Below are 16,906 nucleotides of genomic sequence, written 5' to 3'. Positions count from 1 at the left end.
TTACGAATTCTAGGAGTATTCACATGACAACGCATGATGTTGAACGCGAGAGTATGGAATTTGATGTACTCATTGTTGGTGCAGGCCCTGCTGGCCTCAGCACTGCGTGTAGATTAGCGCAATTGAACCAAGAGCACGGTAAAGAGCTACAAATTTGTGTTATCGAGAAAGGTTCAGAGGTGGGCGCCCACATTCTTTCTGGTGCGGTGCTTGAGCCACGTGCTTTAACCGAACTGTTTCCGGATTGGCAAGAGCGCGGCGCGCCATTGAATACTGCCGTAACGAAAGACGACATTTTCTTCTTTGGTGGAGCCGAAAAAGCTACGAAATTACCAAATTTTATGGTGCCGAAAACCTTCCATAATGATGGCAACTACATTGTGAGTATGGGCAACGTGTGCCGTTGGTTAGCCAGCCAAGCTGAAGAACTCGGTGTAGAGGTTTTTCCAGGCTTCGCTGCAGCAAGCGTAATTCATGGTGATAACGATGAAGTATGCGGCGTAATTACCGGTGATATGGGTGTAGGCGTAAACGGCGAGCCAAAAGATGGTTACATGCCAGGTATGGAACTCCGAGCAAAATACACCATCTTTGCGGAAGGTTGCCGAGGCCATTTAGGCAAAGACCTAATAAACCATTACCAACTTGATAAAGACAGCACCGCACAACATTACGCGATTGGCTTTAAAGAAGTGTGGGATATTCCAGCCGAACAGCACCAACCTGGTTTAGTAGTGCACTCTACCGGATATCCATTGAACGATGAAGCCAGCGGTGGCGGGTATTTATATCATGCTGAAGATGGCCAAGTATTCTTGGGCTTAATTGTGGATTTGAATTACACCAATCCATATTTGAACCCGTTTGCTGAATTCCAAAAATTTAAGCAACATCCACAAATTCGCAAAGTTCTTGAGAATGGTAAGCGCGTAAGTTATGGCGCGCGGGCAATTACTAAAGGTGGTTTTTATTCGCTACCGAAAATGACCATGCCAGGTGCGGTATTAGTAGGTTGTGAAGCGGGCACCTTGAACTTCGCTAAAATTAAAGGCAATCACACCGCAATGAAGAGCGGAATGATTGCTGCAGAAACAGTATTTAACGCCTTATGTGCGGATAAGCATGCTGCTGATTTAAGTGAGTATACGGAAGCTTTTAATGCTTCGTGGGTATACGATGAATTATATCGTTCACGCAACTTCGGCCCTGTAATCCACAAGTGGGGTACTTGGTTAGGCGGCGCTTATAATACGTTAGACCAGAATATTTTTGGCGGTAAGTTACCCTTTACCATTAAAGATACCCGTGCTGATCATGAAGGTATGCAATTAGCCAGTGAAGCAAAGCAAATTGAATATCCCAAGCCTGATAATAAAATCAGTTTTGATAGGAATTCATCGGTTTATTTATCTAATACCAACCATGAAGAAGATCAACCATGCCACTTGCAGTTAATGGATAGCGATATTCCAATTCAGGTGAACTTAGCAAAATATGCTGAGCCAGCCCAACGCTATTGCCCAGCAGGTGTGTATGAGGTAGTAAACAATGAAGATGACGAGCCGCGTTTCCAAATTAATGCACAAAACTGCATTCATTGTAAAACCTGTGATATTAAAGATCCGAGCCAGAATATTCGCTGGGTAACACCGGAAGGAACAGGCGGGCCTAATTACCCGAATATGTAAGTAATAATTTCGTAAAGCCCGCATTAACTGCGGGCTTTTTTGTAAGTTAACTCTTAAGTTGCTAATTCAATGCTGAATGAGCATAATAAATGCACTACAGTAATTAAGCGCTATTTAACCTCTTTATTTAAATGGCTCGTACTATTTTATTACTGCTAGATCGTTAACTAACGAAATATTTATTTTACAGGATAAACCATGAGCGAATTTATAGATATTCTAACGCATGCCCGCCGCTTAAATGCCGCCACTAAAGAACTTACTGTTGCTGAATTATCAGAAGCAGCAAGTAAACTGGCGGGAATAATTGAACAGCGCAAGGAAGATGAAGCTGAACAAGAGCGCACGTTAGCAGCAAAACAATTAGAAGTTGCACGGATTCGCAAAGAAATTGAAGCTGCAGGACTGAGCCCTGAAGACATTTTGGGGGGTGCAGTAAGTAGCACTAAAACAGCATCGAAGAAGCAAGCGCGTACACCACGCCCAGCGAAATACAAATATATCGATGCGAATGGCCAACATAAAACTTGGACCGGCCAAGGCCGCACCCCAAAAGCGATTCAAGAAGCACTTGATGCTGGCCGTTCGTTGAATGAATTTGCCTTATAAAATACGCTTTAATCACGGCAACAAAAAAGCCGCTAACTAGTTACCCAATGGGGTAATAAAATAGCGGCATGATCAGCTTAAACGAAAGCCGCGAGTATTATGCTCGCGGCTTTCTGTGTTTTACCGTAAACGAATACCGGCATCACCTACGCCTACCGATACAGAAATTGGATATTCGCCATTACCGCGGCCGCTGCTAGTTTCTGCAACAATTGCACGACTACTACGTACATCTTGCCCGCCATGAATGGTTGCTGCACCAACACCCACATCTGCGTTCAGCGCACCAGCATACTCTAGCTTACCGGTAACCTTGCCATCACCTACACCAACATCTAGCACTACAGCGGTAGCTGATACCGAGATATCTGCCATACCAACGCCCAAATCAACATTCAGCTTCGCCACACTTGGCGTAGTTACATACCAAGTAGCTTCTACATTCTTTTCACCAAACGAAACTGTGAGCACACCGCGGCGTTCTTGAATAGTTACATCAGCATCACTCACATCTTTTACTCGGCGCAGCATACCTGAACGCTTGCCTTCAAACTCAACGCGTAGCTGCATATAATCGCCTTCGCCTTCACTTACGTAGATCGAGCCTACCGAGTTATTCAGTACTACATGGTTAATGTCTGCCATAGAAATTTCATGGCTTACGCTAGCTTCATTGTTCGCGTACGAGGTACCCGCGGTAACAGCGGCGGTGGCTGCAAATACAATGGCGATAACAAGAGCTTTAATAGTTTTCATGCTTGTTCTCCCGAAAGTGTAACTTTAGTATAGTTTTGTTTTTAAAAGCCGAATCGTAAATCTATTCCGGCACTTACTTATTCATTTATTGAGCTATCTATTCAAGTAAAAGCAAAAAGCAGGCCAGCTTTATTAAGTTATTGATTTTAAATTACTATTTCATTTATATCGTATTCACTTTTGGTGAGAACAACGAAAGTGTGGTGAAATACACACACCTTAATTTGGTTATTCGCGCTAACATGAATAATCTAGAGTAACTTATAACCGTGAGCAGTGAATGTGAGTAATCCATCGTTTCCAACGCCAGGCGAAACACTAGGCCTTTCCCCCATTGCTTTTGTTGAATCGCCCTATCGACAAAAGTTCGCCATTCCACGCCAACCCGGTTTAGTAAAAAGTGCTCGTGGGGTAATTCATTTTACCGAAGCCTATGCGCACCCAGATTGTTTGCGGGGAATTGAAGATTTTAGCCATCTTTGGCTTACCTTTATGTTTCACGAAACGGCCACTCAGGGTTGGAAGCCCTTGGTACGCCCCCCGCGCTTGGGCGGCAACCAACGCAAAGGAGTGTTTGCTACCCGCTCCACCTTTCGGCCCAATCCAATTGGCCTTTCGGTTGTGGAGCTGCTTGAGGTACGGAATAACACGCTGGTAGTAGCTGGGCTAGATTTGCTGCATGGCACCCCTATCCTCGATATTAAGCCCTACTTGCCCTATTCTGATAGCATTGCCGATGCACGCGGGGGCTATGCCGATGCGCGGCCAAATACGGGCATGCAGGTGCAATTTAGTGCCGCTGCCGAGGCTGTATTGGCCCAACATACGGCGCAATACCCGCAATTGCGAGCGCTGATTACCGAAGTGCTACAACAAGATCCGCGTCCGGGGTACCAACGTGAACAAAATTGGCAGAAAGAATATGGCATGCACTTATACGATTTCAATATTAAATGGCGGGTGGAAGATAATTTGAATCAAGTAATTAGCATCAGTTAAACCTTTGTTGCTGCAGCTGAGGCTGCTAAAATAAAGGCAATGGATTTGGCCTATCACCACCCTAACACCACGAGAGCAGTGAACATGCGAACAAGCCAGTACCTTCTTGGAACATTAAAAGAAACCCCAGCAGATGCTGAGGTGATTAGCCATCAACTAATGCTGCGTGCCGGCATGGTGCGTAAAGTGGCCTCTGGCCTTTATACTTGGGCGCCAAGTGGCTTACGGGTATTACGTAAAGTTGAGCAGGTTGTGCGCGAAGAAATGGAGCGCGCTGGGGCCATTGAGATTTTAATGCCTATGGTACAGCCTGCGGATCTGTGGGAAGAATCTGGCCGTTGGGAAGCCTATGGCCCAGAACTTCTGCGCTTACATGATCGGCATAACCGTGAGTTTGTACTCGGCCCTACTCACGAAGAAGTAATTAGTGAGCTAGTACGCAAAGAAGTGAATAGCTACAAGCAGTTGCCGCTTAACTTATTTCAAATTCAAACCAAGTTCCGTGATGAAATACGCCCCCGCTTTGGCGTAATGCGTGCCCGTGAGTTCTTAATGAAAGATGCTTATTCGTTTCACACCACGCAAGAAAGCTTGGAACAAACCTATCAAGCGATGTTCACCGCATACTGCAACGTGTTCACTCGTTTAGGCCTCGATTTCCGGCCAGTAATTGCCGACACCGGTTCTATTGGCGGCAGCATGAGCCATGAGTTTCATGTGCTAGCAAGTTCTGGTGAAGACGATATCGCCTTTTCTGATAGCGGTGATTACGCAGCTAACGTTGAACTTGCCGAAGCCCTAACTCCAGCTGCTGAAATTCAGCCTGCGGCACAAGCGTTAGAAAAGGTTGCCACGCCAGAAGCGAAAACAATTCAAGCCTTAGTAGAGCAATTTGCTGCGCAATTTAACTTGCCTATCGAACGTACATTGAAAACACTCATTGTGCACGGTGCCGCTGATGAACAGGGTAATAGTTCGCTAATAGCGCTTATTTTACGCGGCGATCATGTGCTGAATGAAATTAAAGCAGCGAAACACCCAGCAGTAGCTTCGCCGTTAGTTTTTGCCAGTGAAGAAGAAATTCGCGCCGCTATTGGTGCGGGCCCAGGTTCATTAGGCCCAGTAAGCATGCCATTACCAATGCTGATTGATCGCTCGGTAGCAGTTATGAGTGATTTTGCAGCTGGTGCCAACGAAGATGGTTTCCATTTCTTTGGTATTAACTGGAACCGTGATGTTGAGTTACCCGAAATTGCTGATTTACGGAATGTGCAAGCAGGCGATGCTAGCCCCGATGGTAACGGCACCTTGGCCATTGCCCGTGGTATTGAAGTTGGCCATATTTTCCAGCTAGGCACCAAATACAGTGATGCGATGAAAGTTGCGGTACTAAACGAAGATGGCAAAAGCCAATCGCTTACCATGGGTTGCTACGGTATTGGCGTTTCCCGAATTGTGGCGGCGGCAATTGAGCAAAACCATGATAACAATGGCATTAAATTGCCGGATGCAATGGCGCCTTTCCACGTGTGTATTTTACCGATGAATATGCATAAATCAGCGCGTGTTCAGGAAGTAGCCAATAGCTTATACAACGAATTTAAAGCTGCGGGAATCGAAGTACTATTTGATGATCGCAAAGAGCGCCCTGGGGTAATGTTTGCAGATATGGAGCTAATTGGTATTCCCCACACCATCGTAATTGGTGAACGGAATCTTGATGAGCAAGCCGTAGAATACAAAAACCGCCGCACGGGTAATAAAGAAACCTTGGCAATCGCCGAAGTAGTGCGCTTTATTCAGGCGCAATTGGCAGGTTAATGCCTGCTACTAAACGGCGTCAGCCTTGGCGCCGTTTAGCGATCTTCACCAGCCAACGGATCTACGTAATGTAAGTGCATATCCCAAGGAAAGTGAATCCATACGTTTTGTTCGATATCGGCTTCGTATTCATCTACCAGCGGCAAGCCTTCTGGTTTTGCATATACGGTAATAAACTTCGCCTTAGGTAGCATTTTCCGCAAGAAACGTAAGGTATTGCCGGTATCAACCAAATCGTCTACCACCAAAAAGCCTTCGCCATCTTCGGTACAGGCAATAGGTTTCAGTAGTTCAGGTTCTGCAGCTTGCGATTGATGCGCATAGCTACGCACACAGGCACTTTCTACTACGCGTAAGTTCAATTCACGAGCAACTATCGCACCTGGCACTAAACCACCACGGCTAACGGCAATTACGCCTTTCCATTGCTCTGCCGGCAATTGCCTACGGGCTAGTTCGCGCGTAGCGCGATGTAATTCTTCCCAGGATACAAAATATTCTTGGTTGCTATGCAATCCCATGGTGACCTCTTTTATGCTAGGATTCGTACTTAGATTGCGGGTTAGTATATCACTAACGTGCGGCTCTGCACGCACAGGTGCACGCTCGCATGCCCGAAACCTTACATTAATTGATTTATCGCAAATAGGATTACAGCATGCCAACAGCTATTTTTATCGATGCCAATGGTGGCCAATACGAAGCCGAAGCAAAAATTGGCGATACCCTTATGGAAGTTGCTACTGAAAACGGTATCGATGGCATTATCGGTGAGTGCGGCGGTGTTATGTCGTGCGCTACCTGCCACGTTTACGTAGACAACGCATGGCTTGATAAGTTACCGCCGGCCGACGAAGTAGAAGAAAGCATGATCGATATGGCTATCAACCCTGAAGATAATAGCCGCTTAAGCTGCCAGATCACCATGACCGACGATTTAAACGGCATTATTGTACGTATGCCGGTATCGCAGTTTTAAGTTGCCACGGCTACCATGGTGCGATCGTGGTAGCCGCTGGTTACAGCAATAAAACCGCTAAGCTCGGCATCTAAATCAGCATCACCGGTATCTACCCGCAGTGGCCGTTGATTAAGCTCTTGCAGCTTCTTCTTGGTAGCCACCACAATAATATTCTCTTTACCAACCGCGCGAATTACCTGTGGCGTTAGCTGCTGGTTGCCGCGGCCAAAAATATGCCCTTGGCCACCAATTAAAGTAATAATCATTACTACCTTGCGCCCTTCTTCTTGCGCACTTTGCACCGCGTTCACTAACTGCAATCCGGTAACATCGCTCGCCACTAAGGTGTTATCGCGAACTAAATCAACCCCAAGCAGCGTATTTGCTAAGCCTAACTCCGCCATAATAAAGCCAACTGTGGAGCCCGAGCCAATAATGTACAAGGTATCGTTGTCCATACTCTCAATTACGTCTGCAGCAATATCGGCAAGCACCAGCTCATCGCTTTCTTTGCCCCCTACTTTCACCGCTTGCATGTATTCAAGTTCGCCCGGCACCTGTAGTTCGCCATAACGGCGCGCCCGCACCGTGCCTTCTCGAAACGCATGCTCATCGATATCCATTACATCGGCAGCACGCAGCGTGGTTAATTGTCCGCTAATCAGTTGCGCCAACACTTTACCCGCCGCGCTCGGCGTTATGGCATATACGCCAGAGTGGATTTTCACGCCCGCAGGAATGCCCACTACGGGTAGCGCTTTGTCGCCAAGTGCAGAAACCACATCTCGCGCGGTGCCATCGCCACCCGCAAACACTAATAAATCTGGCTGCTGCGCTGCAATCGCCGTTACCGCGCGCTGGGTATCTTCGGCCTCAGTTTGCGCATGCTCAGGGGTGTACACCACCTGATAGGCAAACCCTAGCTGCGCTAAAATATCGGCGCCCATAGCACCAGCGGCAGTAACAAATTCAATACTTTCGCGGTAATCCAATAGCTGTTTCAGCGCTTGCTCGCTGCGTAAACCAGCCTTTTGTTCGGCACCTCGAGCCAACGCTTCGGCACGAGTTTGCGCACCATCACTACCCTTTAGCGCTACTGCACCACCAATACCCGCATAAGGGTTCACTACAAAACCAAAGGTAAACTTTTTTTGTGGCTTGCTCATTAAACGGCCTCTAGCATGGCGTAATAACGCTGTTGTTCTTGGGCAATCATGTTGGCTCCCTGTTGCTGCAAAAGTGCGAAAGTTACCAACGGCTGAGAAAAGTATTGTTGCAGTACCGTGGCAAATAATACTGCTCGTGGCGGCCAACCTTCCTGAGCTCGTTCCAATGCGCGCTCTACCACCGCATGCGCAAACTGTGGCCGGTTCGGTTGTTCTGCGCCACTTAAATTATCTACGCTAATCTCGAAGCCAATACCCGCGCTCAAACTCAAGTACCATTCAATCGCTTGCGGCCCTACTTCCATTTTCTCGAACAATGCTTGTTGTTCCGGCGAACGGCCATCGGGCGCATACCAATAACCGAAATCGGTAAGATGCCGGCGTACCTTGCCCGCTAAACACCAATGGGCAATTTCATGCAATGCTGAACGCGCATAGCCATGGGCAAACACCACCTCGTTATGCTGGCGTTGGTTAGAAGCCGGCCGGTAGATCGGCTCCGCGCTGCCAGCCACCAGAACGGTGTTTTCAGTTGTTTGAAAGGTAGAATTAAACAGGCGGATCAATTGATCCGCCTGCGCTTCAATAATTACTGCCATAAACCCTTATTGGCCTATTCGTAGTGCTGATACTCCAGCCCTTCAACCCACCAGCTTGGCGCAGGTTCACCTTTCAGGTAATGGTCGAAGAATTCAAGCATCTTCACGGTGTAATCAATTTTATTCGCAAAGCGCTGCAAATGATGCGGCTCGCCTTCGTAATGCAGCATTACTACTGGCTTATCTAGGCGGCGCAGTGCTAAATAATACTCGATTCCTTGTTCCCACGGAACCGCTTCGTCTTTATCACCAAATTGAATCAACATGGGCGTGTTGATCTTATCTGCGAAAAACACCGGTGAATTCTTAATGTATGGGTCTAAATTCTCATACATTGATTCACCAATCCGGCTTTGCCCTGTTTCGTACTGGAACTGCCGCGCAAGGCCTGAGCCCCAACGAATTCCGCTGTAGGCACTGGTCATGTTCGATACCGGCGCACCCGAAACCACGGCCGCGAAGATATCGGTTTCCGCTACTAAGAACGCTGCTTGATAGCCAGACCAACTATGCCCATGAAGGCCAATTGCATCTGGATCGGCAACCCCCATTGCAATGATTTTTTCCATTGCTGGAACCAACGATTCCGTAGCGCTTGGCCCCGGAGCACCTAAACGGAAATGTACATCAGGTAGGAACACCACATAATCTTGCCCTAAGAAGTACGGGAAGTTAGGCCGATGGTTCACCTTCATTTGATTCCACTGATACAAGCGCTGAGAGAACTTCTCGTAGAAGTACACCATTACCGGATAAGTTCGCTTCGGATCGTAGTTATCTGGCTTTAACAGCACACCTTGTAAAGGCTCGCCACGAGTTGATTCCCACTCTACTAGCTCGGCGTTACCCCATACAAACTCACTTTTTTGTGGGTTTACATCGGTAAGCCTACGGCGCTCACTAAAGCCCCGGTCGGCTACCCACAAATCTGGGAACTGACGGAAATCTTGCTCAGTAAATAACACCTGCTGCTTATCTTCACTTAAGCCCATTAAGCTATAGGTTTTCTCTCCATAAATCAGCTCATTTAAACTCTTCGTTGCATAATCAAAAGCAAACATACCACTAGTTTTTAGCTGCTCATTATAGCCACGAATTAAAACCGATAACTCAGTGTTAATTACATTGTGATCATCTGTATCAGCAACACGATATTGCATGTTGTTAGCACGGCCAGTAACGGTTAAGTTTTCTGCGTGGCCTTGGTTAGCGCCTGTTACCGCAACTTGCCAAATATCAAAGCGATCATACACCCATACTTGGCTGCTATCGGTAGACCAACCAGCGATACCATACGTGCTTGGCTCCATTGGCCGATCATTTTCTTCATCTACCCATGAAACATTGGCGTTTGCACCTATTACGGTATGGCTACCGTTTTCGCTATCAAATAGTTTCAACTCACTATTTTCCACGAACACCACATAACGGCCATTTGGCGATAAGCTGCCGCGCTGCCATGAGCGTAGTTTCTCGGCAACTAATTTGCGCTCTCCGGTAGCTAAATCTATCCAGTACAGATCATGATGAAAGCCGTTCCAAGTAATCTCGCGCAAGTACGGCTGGCTATCCCATGCTAATACCGCATAAGGATGATCATTCAGGCTTTGTGTTTCGCGGGGTTCATTGCTTAATACAACAAAGTTACCTGCTTGCGGATAAAATACTGCGGCCGCTGTGGCGCGCTGCATTTGCCGATACGATTCACGCTGATGAGTTAAAATCATGCCATCATCGCCATGCCAAACCTGCAAACGACGATCGCCGAGTAAACGATCTAAGTTATATAAATCTTCCGCCGATTTTGGCTTTAAATCGATTTCTTGTTTCTCTTCCGGTGCTGGGCGATGGCCAATGAATAACCGCTGGCTATCATCACTAAAGCGCATTGGGCTATGTTCAGAAAGAATCATACCATCACGCTTTACATCAGCGGGCCGCGCGCTCGCTCGGCCTTGCTGCCACAGCATCAATGTTTGTGGTGTTTCGGTAAGGCTGCTCTCTTTCTCACCGGCTAAAAACGCAAAGGTTTCCGCATTCGGCGCAAAAGTAAGCTTACTGTATTTGTGGTTGCTGGAGCGATCTAGAATACTACGCTGGCTGTTCGCCGTATTAAACATCACTACGGCTGCCTCTACTGGCGCTGATTCACCGTTTTCACTACTATCATTGGCAGGCTCTTGCTTGGTGTGTTCTACCCATACCACTCGGCTGCCTTCATCGGCTACCGCATACGCACTTACATTGTGAATTTGTTGCTGCTCGTTCGAGCTTAAATTCACTAGGGTAAGAATTTGCCCTTCAGTACTATCATTTTCTTTACTAAATTCTTTTTCATGCAGCACCAGTAAGAAGTTACCATCACCGCTAAATGCCGCTGAATCTGCATGGCTGAAGGTGCGCTGCTCGCCAGTGCTCACATTCACCAACACCGCGTTGCTCACTAACTTTGCCCGCTCCTCCCGTGAGCTTGCTTGCTCACGCTCTAACAACGGCGGTTCTTGCATAAATACAACAAACGCACCATCTTGGCTTACTTTGGGAGCATGGCCACGAGGCACACTGAAGGTTTCGCCATCGGCAACACGCACCGTAATGCCCTCACGATCACCGTAATCTGGGTTTGCTGAAAAGGCGATGGTTGCGAAATTCTCGCTTTGTTGGCGTTGGGTAATTTCCCGAAATTGCATAATATCGGTTAGCTCAAGCGGCCGAATTTCCGGGCTCTGAGCATTTGCTGCAGGTATTTGCAGCATACTGAACATGAGCACAAACAGTGCTATATAAGTGGTAAGTTGTTTCATGGCAACCTCATTAGCGTTTTATATTATTCCCCATTATCGCCAACTCAAGCCTAGATAAACAGGCCACTAATCGCGCTAGCCCTGAAGCTCAACCGATCTAGCAGCCTGCTTGCTGCGATCGCGAATAAAGATGGCAGCAATAAATCCGAGTAACGCGGCGATCGCTGCTGCGGTAAAGGTGAACTCCGCCCCCTCACCTTGTTGCCACAGAAAACCAGCTAACCAGGCACCAAGAGCACCGCCCCCGGCGAAACCAACGCTTAAATAGAAGGCTTGCCCGCGGCTGTGTTGATCAGCTGGAAAATAACGGTGAATGTAGCGCATGGCGGCACTATGATGCAGAGCAAAACTAAAAGCATGAATAAGCTGAATCGGAATTAACCACCACAGCACATCGGCAAAGTTGGCCAGCGCCAGCCAGCGCAAACTGGTGAGCGCCAAACAAAACATGAGCAAGCGGCGCACAGTAAATTGCACTACTAGGCGGCCGGCAATGAAAAACATGGCAACTTCAGCTGCAACCCCCAACGATATCAACGCGCCCACGGCAATAGGCGCGTAACCCAGTTGGTTTAAATAAAGAGCGAAAAATGCATAGAACGGGGCAAAGCTCATTTGCAGCAGTAACGTAGAAAGAATAAACATTACAAACGGCCGGCGGCGAATACGGCGCCAAAACCCTTCTGGAGTGGGCTGATTGGGGTCTTGATAGGCACGTTGCGGTTCATCTAGCCTGCTTACGGCAAATAGCAACGGTAGCAGCAGAATGGCCCCGAGAATGGGAAAACTTTCCGTTCCAGCTAAATCTAGCAACTCCGCGGTAATCAGCGCCACCAAAATGAAGCCCACGCTACCTGCCATACGAATACGGCTATAACGATGGCTTTCGGTGCCTAAGCTGGCCAAAGTAACTACTTCAAGTTGCGGCAATATCGCCGACCAAAATAAGCTTACTAAGCCAAGTAATGCTGCCACCGCAAGGTAGCTATTTACTTGCGCAAGTAACAACAGCAACACTAGTGAACTGATTACACCAAAGCGAATTAATGGCACCAGTTTACCAAGGCGATCAGCAACAGCAGCCCATAATGGCGGGCCAATCACACGGCAAATCGTGGAAATAGCAATAAGCTCGCCAATTTCTCGCGAGCTAAAGCCTAGGGCATCAAGGTAAAAGCCGAGGTATGGAACCAGTAACGCGAGTACTGCGAAATAGCCAAAATAAGACCAGCTCAAGCGCCGGTATTGGCGCTGAAAAGCAATTTGGTTCATTTCAAATGCGGTACGTTAGTGGTTACATCACCGTTTTGCGCGCGTTGGCGTAACCAGTGATCAATAAGAGTTAACGCCATCATGGCTTCGGCTATAGGCACTGCACGAATACCTACACATGGATCATGGCGGCCGTGCGTGCTAATGGTGTGTGCATTACCGAATTGGTCTATCGTTTGGCCAGCAAGTTTGATACTAGATGTGGGCTTCAAGGCAATTTCAGCAACTACCGTTTGGCCACTACTAATACCACCGAGAACACCACCGGCGTGGTTAGAACAAAATCCTGCTGGGGTCATTTCATCACGGTGTTCAGATCCGCGCTGCTCTACCACCGCAAAACCATCGCCAACACTTACTGCTTTTACCGCATTAATCGACATCAGGGCTTTCGCTAAATCGGCATCCAGCCTATCGAACACCGGTTCACCTAAACCTGCCGGAACACCCGTTGCTTCTACACGAATGCGTGCGCCAATAGAATCGCCCGCCTTCTTTAATTCGCGAATAAGCGCATCAAGATCATCGATCTTGCTGGCATCAGGAAAGAAAAACGGGTTATTGTGCACTTCCTGCCAATCTAACTTACTGGCAGTTACCGCACCCATTTGCGTCATGGCGGCGCGTATCTGAATACCTTGCTGCTCTAAAAACTGCATCGCAATCGCGCCAGCTGCTACTCGCATCGCGGTTTCCCGCGCAGATGAGCGGCCACCACCACGATAATCGCGATGGCCATATTTATGCGCATAGGTGTAATCAGCGTGGCCAGGGCGAAACAAATCTTTGATATCTGAGTAATCACGGCTGCGCTGATCGGTATTCTCAATCACTAAGCCAATCGGCGTGCCCGTGGTTTTACCTGCAAACACACCAGAAAGAATTTTAATTTCATCAGCTTCGCGGCGCGGCGTGGTATAGCGGTTATTCCCTGGCTTACGGCGATCTAACTGCTCTTGAATCTTCGCTTCATCAATTTCAATGCCGGGCGGGCAGCCATCAATAATGGCGCCCAACGCTGGGCCGTGGCTCTCGCCAAAAGTAGTTACTCGAAATAGTTCACCAAAGGTATTTGCGCTCATGCGTGCCTCATTGTTGTTATTCGTTCGCTATTCGTTACGCCACTCGTTACGCTTTCTGCTAAAGAGAGCAGCAAACCAGCTTAATCTGCAAATGCGTTGGCATGTGCCAATAATTGCTGGCGATTAATAGCGAATACGCCATCGCCACCGTGCTCGAAATCTAGCCACACAAAGGGTACATCTGGCCATAGCTCATGCATATGCACCATAGAATTACCCACTTCGCAGATTAAAATGCCCTGCTCGCTTAAATGCGCTGGTGCATCACGTAAAATGCGCCGCACTAAATCAAGGCCATCTTCACCTGCTGCAAGGCCCAATTCTGGCTCATGGTGATATTCATCGGGTAAATCACCCATATCTTCCGCATCTACATACGGTGGATTGGTAACAATAAGATCGTAAACACGCCCTTGCAACGCATTCATACCATCCGATTCAATGGCTTCTACGCGATGGCTAAGGCCGTGTTCTTCAATATTCATACGCGCTACGGTAAGTGCATCAAGGCTAATGTCGGCTGCGTCTACCTGAGCATCTGCAAACGCATAAGCGCACGCAATAGCAATACAACCAGAGCCGGTGCATAAATCAAGAATATGCTCTGGCTCGTTAATTAACCAGGGGGCAAAGCGCTGCTGAATTAGTTCGGCAATCGGTGAGCGTGGCACTAACACCCGCTCATCTACATAAAATGGCAAATCAGCAAACCATGCTTTATGCACCAAATAGGCCGCCGGAATTTTATCGCGAATGCGCCTATTAAGCAGCGCTGCCAACTGCGATTTCTCATCGCTTGTTAACCTACATTCTCTACTTTCGTGCAGTTCAGGAAAACTTAACGCAGTAACCGCAGAAAGTAGTAATAACCCTTCTTCCCATCCATTGGCGGCACCATGGCCAAAATACACATCCGAACCATGTAAGGCCGAAGTGATATAGCGCTGCCAATCAGCAATGGTATGTAATTCATCGGTTAGTTGCGAATATTGGTGGGTCACCGAGTTCTCCTTTAAAATGCTTGCCGCTGGTATTGGCAAAATGCCTTGTGCAAACACTGAATCTTGTATTTTAGGGTAGATGGCGCCTATTATAGCCACGAATCCCCAACAATAGAGTAGTTTCCGTTCATGAAGGCCACAAAAAAGCGAAATAAAGCGTTACTTACCGCACTCACCGATGATGAGCGGGCGTTATTTCGTGATGCTGTTGAGGGTATCACACCTTTAACTCAGGATAGAGCCGAAATTCCGCCAACACCGCCTAGCGCCAACAAAATTTTTGCTAAACGGAAAGCAGCTGAAGTTCAACGCAGCGCAGCTATCGATCCATTTTCTGATATCTACCAGCCACTGCTGCCCGAAGGCACCATGAGTTGGGTGGCCGATGGCGCCGAGCCCTATTTAGCAAAACAGCTGCGCCGAGGCGATTATGCCCCTGAACTCACGCTTGATTTGCACGGCTATACCAAAATTGAAGCAAAACGAGATTTGGCAGCTGCAATTCAATTAGCGCTGCACGATAACCTAACCTGTGTATGTGTAATTCATGGGGTGGGTAATGGCGTTTTGCGCCAACAAGTGCCGATGTGGCTCGCGCAACACCCACGGGTGCGGGCATTTCACCAAGCCCCATTAGAATGGGGCGGGCACGGAGCACTGCTAGTAATCGTTCGTTAGAAGCTTACCTGAATAGGCAAATTATTGCGTTACTGGGGCTTGTACACCTTGTAAACACCCTTCCATCGCTAGCGGTTCTACTTCAATTACAGCAATCCCTGCGGTTGGAAATAACGGCGGTTGCACACGTTGATCTAAGTAGCTCGTGAGATAACAAACGAACGGCATGTGCGAAACCAATAACACGCTCTCGGCCGGTTCAATTTGCAAACGCGCCAGCAGTGCACTCGCAAACAACTCCGGATCACCTTCTGGGGTAATCTCTACAGAAACTTCAACCTCTTGAGCACCCACTAGCTTGGCAACTTCCGCATAGGTTTGCTGCGCCCGCACATAGGGGCTAACAATCACCAAATCAATTTTTGCAGTTTGCTCAGCAAGCCACTTGCCAGCAGCAATCGCCTCTTCGCGGCCACGTTCGGTAAGTTCACGATCGGCATCAGGCTCTACTGAGCCCAAATGCATTTCTGGTGCGCGCGCTTCACCATGGCGCATTACAAATAACTTCATGCATCGCGCTCCGCTTTGTTGGTGTTGTTTGAGTTTGCAGAAATTTGGCTTTCTGTGCTTTGGCTATCGGTACTTTGATTATCGCCGGCCTGCTCAGCGGCTTTAGCCGCTAAGCCTTTACCGCGCTGTTGGTCTGGCCGGCCACCCGTTACTTTATCTGCTCTACCGTCTTCTTTCGCTTGCTCAGCTCGGCGCCTACGAATTTCTTTCGGATCGGCAATCAACGGCCGATAAATTTCTATGCGATCACCTTGGCGGGGTGTATCGGTTGTTTTACAGGTTTTGTTCCAAATACCCACCGCATTTTTGCTCAGGTCGATTTCTGCAAAAAAGCGGGCAATACCCGATTGCTCTATAGCTTCAGCAACCGTGGTGCCTTCTACAACAGAAAGAGACACAATTTTCTGCTTTTCTGGAGTAGCGTAAACTACTTCAATGCTGATTAGCGTTTCAGCCATTGCCATACACCTGCCTAGCGCGCTGGGCGAATGCATCTACCATTCGCGCAGTTACTTCGTTAAACACTTTACCAAATGCGAAATGCAGCAACTTACTAGAGAATTCAAAATCAAGCTTTAGGGATACTTTGCAAGCTTCATTTGAAAGTGGTTTAAATTCCCAACCACCTTGCAGTTCTTTAAAAGGCCCCTGCACTAATTCCATGCGAATAAATTGTTCGCTCACTAAGGTATTACGTGTAGTAAAGGCATGGCGGATGCCTGCTTTACTAATAGAAAGCTCTGCAACCATCGAGTTACCATCATCTTCAATGATGCGCGCAGCCGCACAGCCCGGCACAAACTCCGGATATGCGGCAACATCGTTAACTAAATCATACATTTGACGGCAGCTATACGGCACTAAAGCGCTGCGTTCAATTTGTGGCATTACAAATACCTACTATTCCCACGTGCGGACACATTAAATAAAACGAGCGCATTCTAACCGTTCTGGATTTAA

General features: G+C 47.8%; 16 protein-coding genes and 1 pseudogene. 6 read left to right on the top strand and 11 right to left on the bottom strand.

Annotated elements, in window-relative coordinates; genetic code table 11:
• Positions 1–23 precede the first annotated feature (23 nt).
• Both ACNA7P_RS06780 and ACNA7P_RS06775 read left to right on the top strand, forming a co-directional pair.
• A complete protein-coding gene (locus ACNA7P_RS06780; protein ID WP_416257866.1) occupies positions 24–1,688 on the top strand; it encodes an electron transfer flavoprotein-ubiquinone oxidoreductase in 1,665 nt (554 codons plus the stop codon).
• 198 nt (positions 1,689–1,886) lie between these two features.
• A complete protein-coding gene (locus ACNA7P_RS06775; protein ID WP_416257865.1) occupies positions 1,887–2,297 on the top strand; it encodes an H-NS family nucleoid-associated regulatory protein in 411 nt (136 codons plus the stop codon).
• 120 nt (positions 2,298–2,417) lie between these two features.
• Here the strand turns inward: ACNA7P_RS06775 and ACNA7P_RS06770 are convergent, their stop codons facing one another.
• Complete coding sequence (locus ACNA7P_RS06770; protein WP_416257864.1) at positions 2,418–3,053, bottom strand: hypothetical protein; 636 nt, start codon at positions 3,051–3,053, stop codon at positions 2,418–2,420.
• 282 nt (positions 3,054–3,335) lie between these two features.
• On the opposite strand from ACNA7P_RS06770, the gene tsaA reads away from it, so the two are divergent.
• Together tsaA and ACNA7P_RS06760 are read left to right on the top strand one after the other, a co-directional pair.
• Positions 3,336–4,052, top strand: a complete 717-nt coding sequence (gene tsaA / locus ACNA7P_RS06765; RefSeq protein WP_416257863.1) for a tRNA (N6-threonylcarbamoyladenosine(37)-N6)-methyltransferase TrmO — start codon at positions 3,336–3,338, stop codon at positions 4,050–4,052.
• 84 nt (positions 4,053–4,136) lie between these two features.
• Complete coding sequence (locus ACNA7P_RS06760; RefSeq protein WP_416257862.1) at positions 4,137–5,873, top strand: proline--tRNA ligase; 1,737 nt, start codon at positions 4,137–4,139, stop codon at positions 5,871–5,873.
• A 35-nt stretch (positions 5,874–5,908) separates the two neighbouring features.
• Here ACNA7P_RS06760 and gpt read toward each other — a convergent pair whose 3' ends face one another.
• Entirely contained in the window at positions 5,909–6,394 is a 486-nt protein-coding gene (gene gpt, locus ACNA7P_RS06755; protein ID WP_416257861.1) for a xanthine phosphoribosyltransferase, read from the bottom strand.
• A gap of 137 nt (positions 6,395–6,531) precedes the next feature.
• On the opposite strand from gpt, the gene ACNA7P_RS06750 reads away from it, so the two are divergent.
• On the top strand, positions 6,532–6,852 hold the full coding sequence (locus tag ACNA7P_RS06750) for a 2Fe-2S iron-sulfur cluster-binding protein (protein WP_416257860.1): 321 nt from the start codon (positions 6,532–6,534) through the stop codon (positions 6,850–6,852).
• Here ACNA7P_RS06750 and ACNA7P_RS06745 read toward each other — a convergent pair.
• The 6 genes from ACNA7P_RS06745 to prmB form a co-directional block, all read right to left on the bottom strand.
• Positions 6,849–8,000: an ATP-NAD kinase family protein gene (locus ACNA7P_RS06745; protein ID WP_416257859.1), complete on the bottom strand. Its 1,152-nt coding sequence runs from the start codon at positions 7,998–8,000 to the stop codon at positions 6,849–6,851. The two genes, ACNA7P_RS06750 and ACNA7P_RS06745, sit on opposite strands and share 4 nt — an antisense overlap.
• Complete coding sequence (locus ACNA7P_RS06740) at positions 8,000–8,599, bottom strand: elongation factor P hydroxylase (RefSeq protein WP_416257858.1); 600 nt, start codon at positions 8,597–8,599, stop codon at positions 8,000–8,002. The genes ACNA7P_RS06745 and ACNA7P_RS06740 overlap by 1 nt, the downstream gene beginning before the upstream one ends.
• A gap of 14 nt (positions 8,600–8,613) precedes the next feature.
• A complete protein-coding gene (locus ACNA7P_RS06735) occupies positions 8,614–11,403 on the bottom strand; it encodes a prolyl oligopeptidase family serine peptidase (RefSeq protein ID WP_416257857.1) in 2,790 nt (929 codons plus the stop codon).
• A gap of 75 nt (positions 11,404–11,478) precedes the next feature.
• Positions 11,479–12,675: an MFS transporter gene (locus ACNA7P_RS06730; protein ID WP_416257856.1), complete on the bottom strand. Its 1,197-nt coding sequence runs from the start codon at positions 12,673–12,675 to the stop codon at positions 11,479–11,481.
• A complete protein-coding gene (aroC, locus tag ACNA7P_RS06725; RefSeq protein ID WP_416257855.1) occupies positions 12,672–13,757 on the bottom strand; it encodes a chorismate synthase in 1,086 nt (361 codons plus the stop codon). The genes ACNA7P_RS06730 and aroC overlap by 4 nt, the downstream gene beginning before the upstream one ends.
• A gap of 80 nt (positions 13,758–13,837) precedes the next feature.
• Positions 13,838–14,758 carry a 50S ribosomal protein L3 N(5)-glutamine methyltransferase gene (gene prmB, locus ACNA7P_RS06720; protein WP_416257854.1) on the bottom strand — a complete coding sequence of 307 codons (921 nt, stop codon included), beginning with the start codon at positions 14,756–14,758 and terminating at the stop codon, positions 13,838–13,840.
• Positions 14,759–14,887: 129 nt separating this feature from the next.
• Here prmB and smrB point away from each other — a divergent pair, with 129 nt between their 5' ends.
• Positions 14,888–15,436, top strand: coding sequence for an endonuclease SmrB (smrB, locus tag ACNA7P_RS06715; protein ID WP_416257853.1), 549 nt, complete (start codon positions 14,888–14,890; stop codon positions 15,434–15,436).
• A 21-nt stretch (positions 15,437–15,457) separates the two neighbouring features.
• Here smrB and sixA read toward each other — a convergent pair whose 3' ends face one another.
• The 3 genes and pseudogenes from sixA to ACNA7P_RS06700 all read right to left on the bottom strand — a co-directional run bounded on the left by sixA (position 15,458) and on the right by ACNA7P_RS06700 (position 16,834).
• On the bottom strand, positions 15,458–15,946 hold the full coding sequence (gene sixA, locus ACNA7P_RS06710; protein ID WP_416257852.1) for a phosphohistidine phosphatase SixA: 489 nt from the start codon (positions 15,944–15,946) through the stop codon (positions 15,458–15,460).
• Between the two features lie 137 nt (positions 15,947–16,083).
• Positions 16,084–16,404, bottom strand: a pseudogene (locus ACNA7P_RS06705) (RnfH family protein); the annotation flags it as partial.
• The gene (locus ACNA7P_RS06700) at positions 16,397–16,834 is read right to left on the bottom strand and encodes a type II toxin-antitoxin system RatA family toxin (protein WP_416257851.1); all 438 of its coding nucleotides are present in this window, start codon (positions 16,832–16,834) and stop codon (positions 16,397–16,399) included. The gene ACNA7P_RS06700 and the pseudogene ACNA7P_RS06705, both read right to left, overlap by 8 nt.
• Positions 16,835–16,906: the final 72 nt, after the last annotated feature.

The sequence above is a fragment of the Aliidiomarina sp. genome, assembly GCF_047920995.1.
Lineage (GTDB): Bacteria > Pseudomonadota > Gammaproteobacteria > Enterobacterales > Alteromonadaceae > Aliidiomarina.
This window is presented reverse-complemented; position numbering and strand designations above follow the sequence as displayed.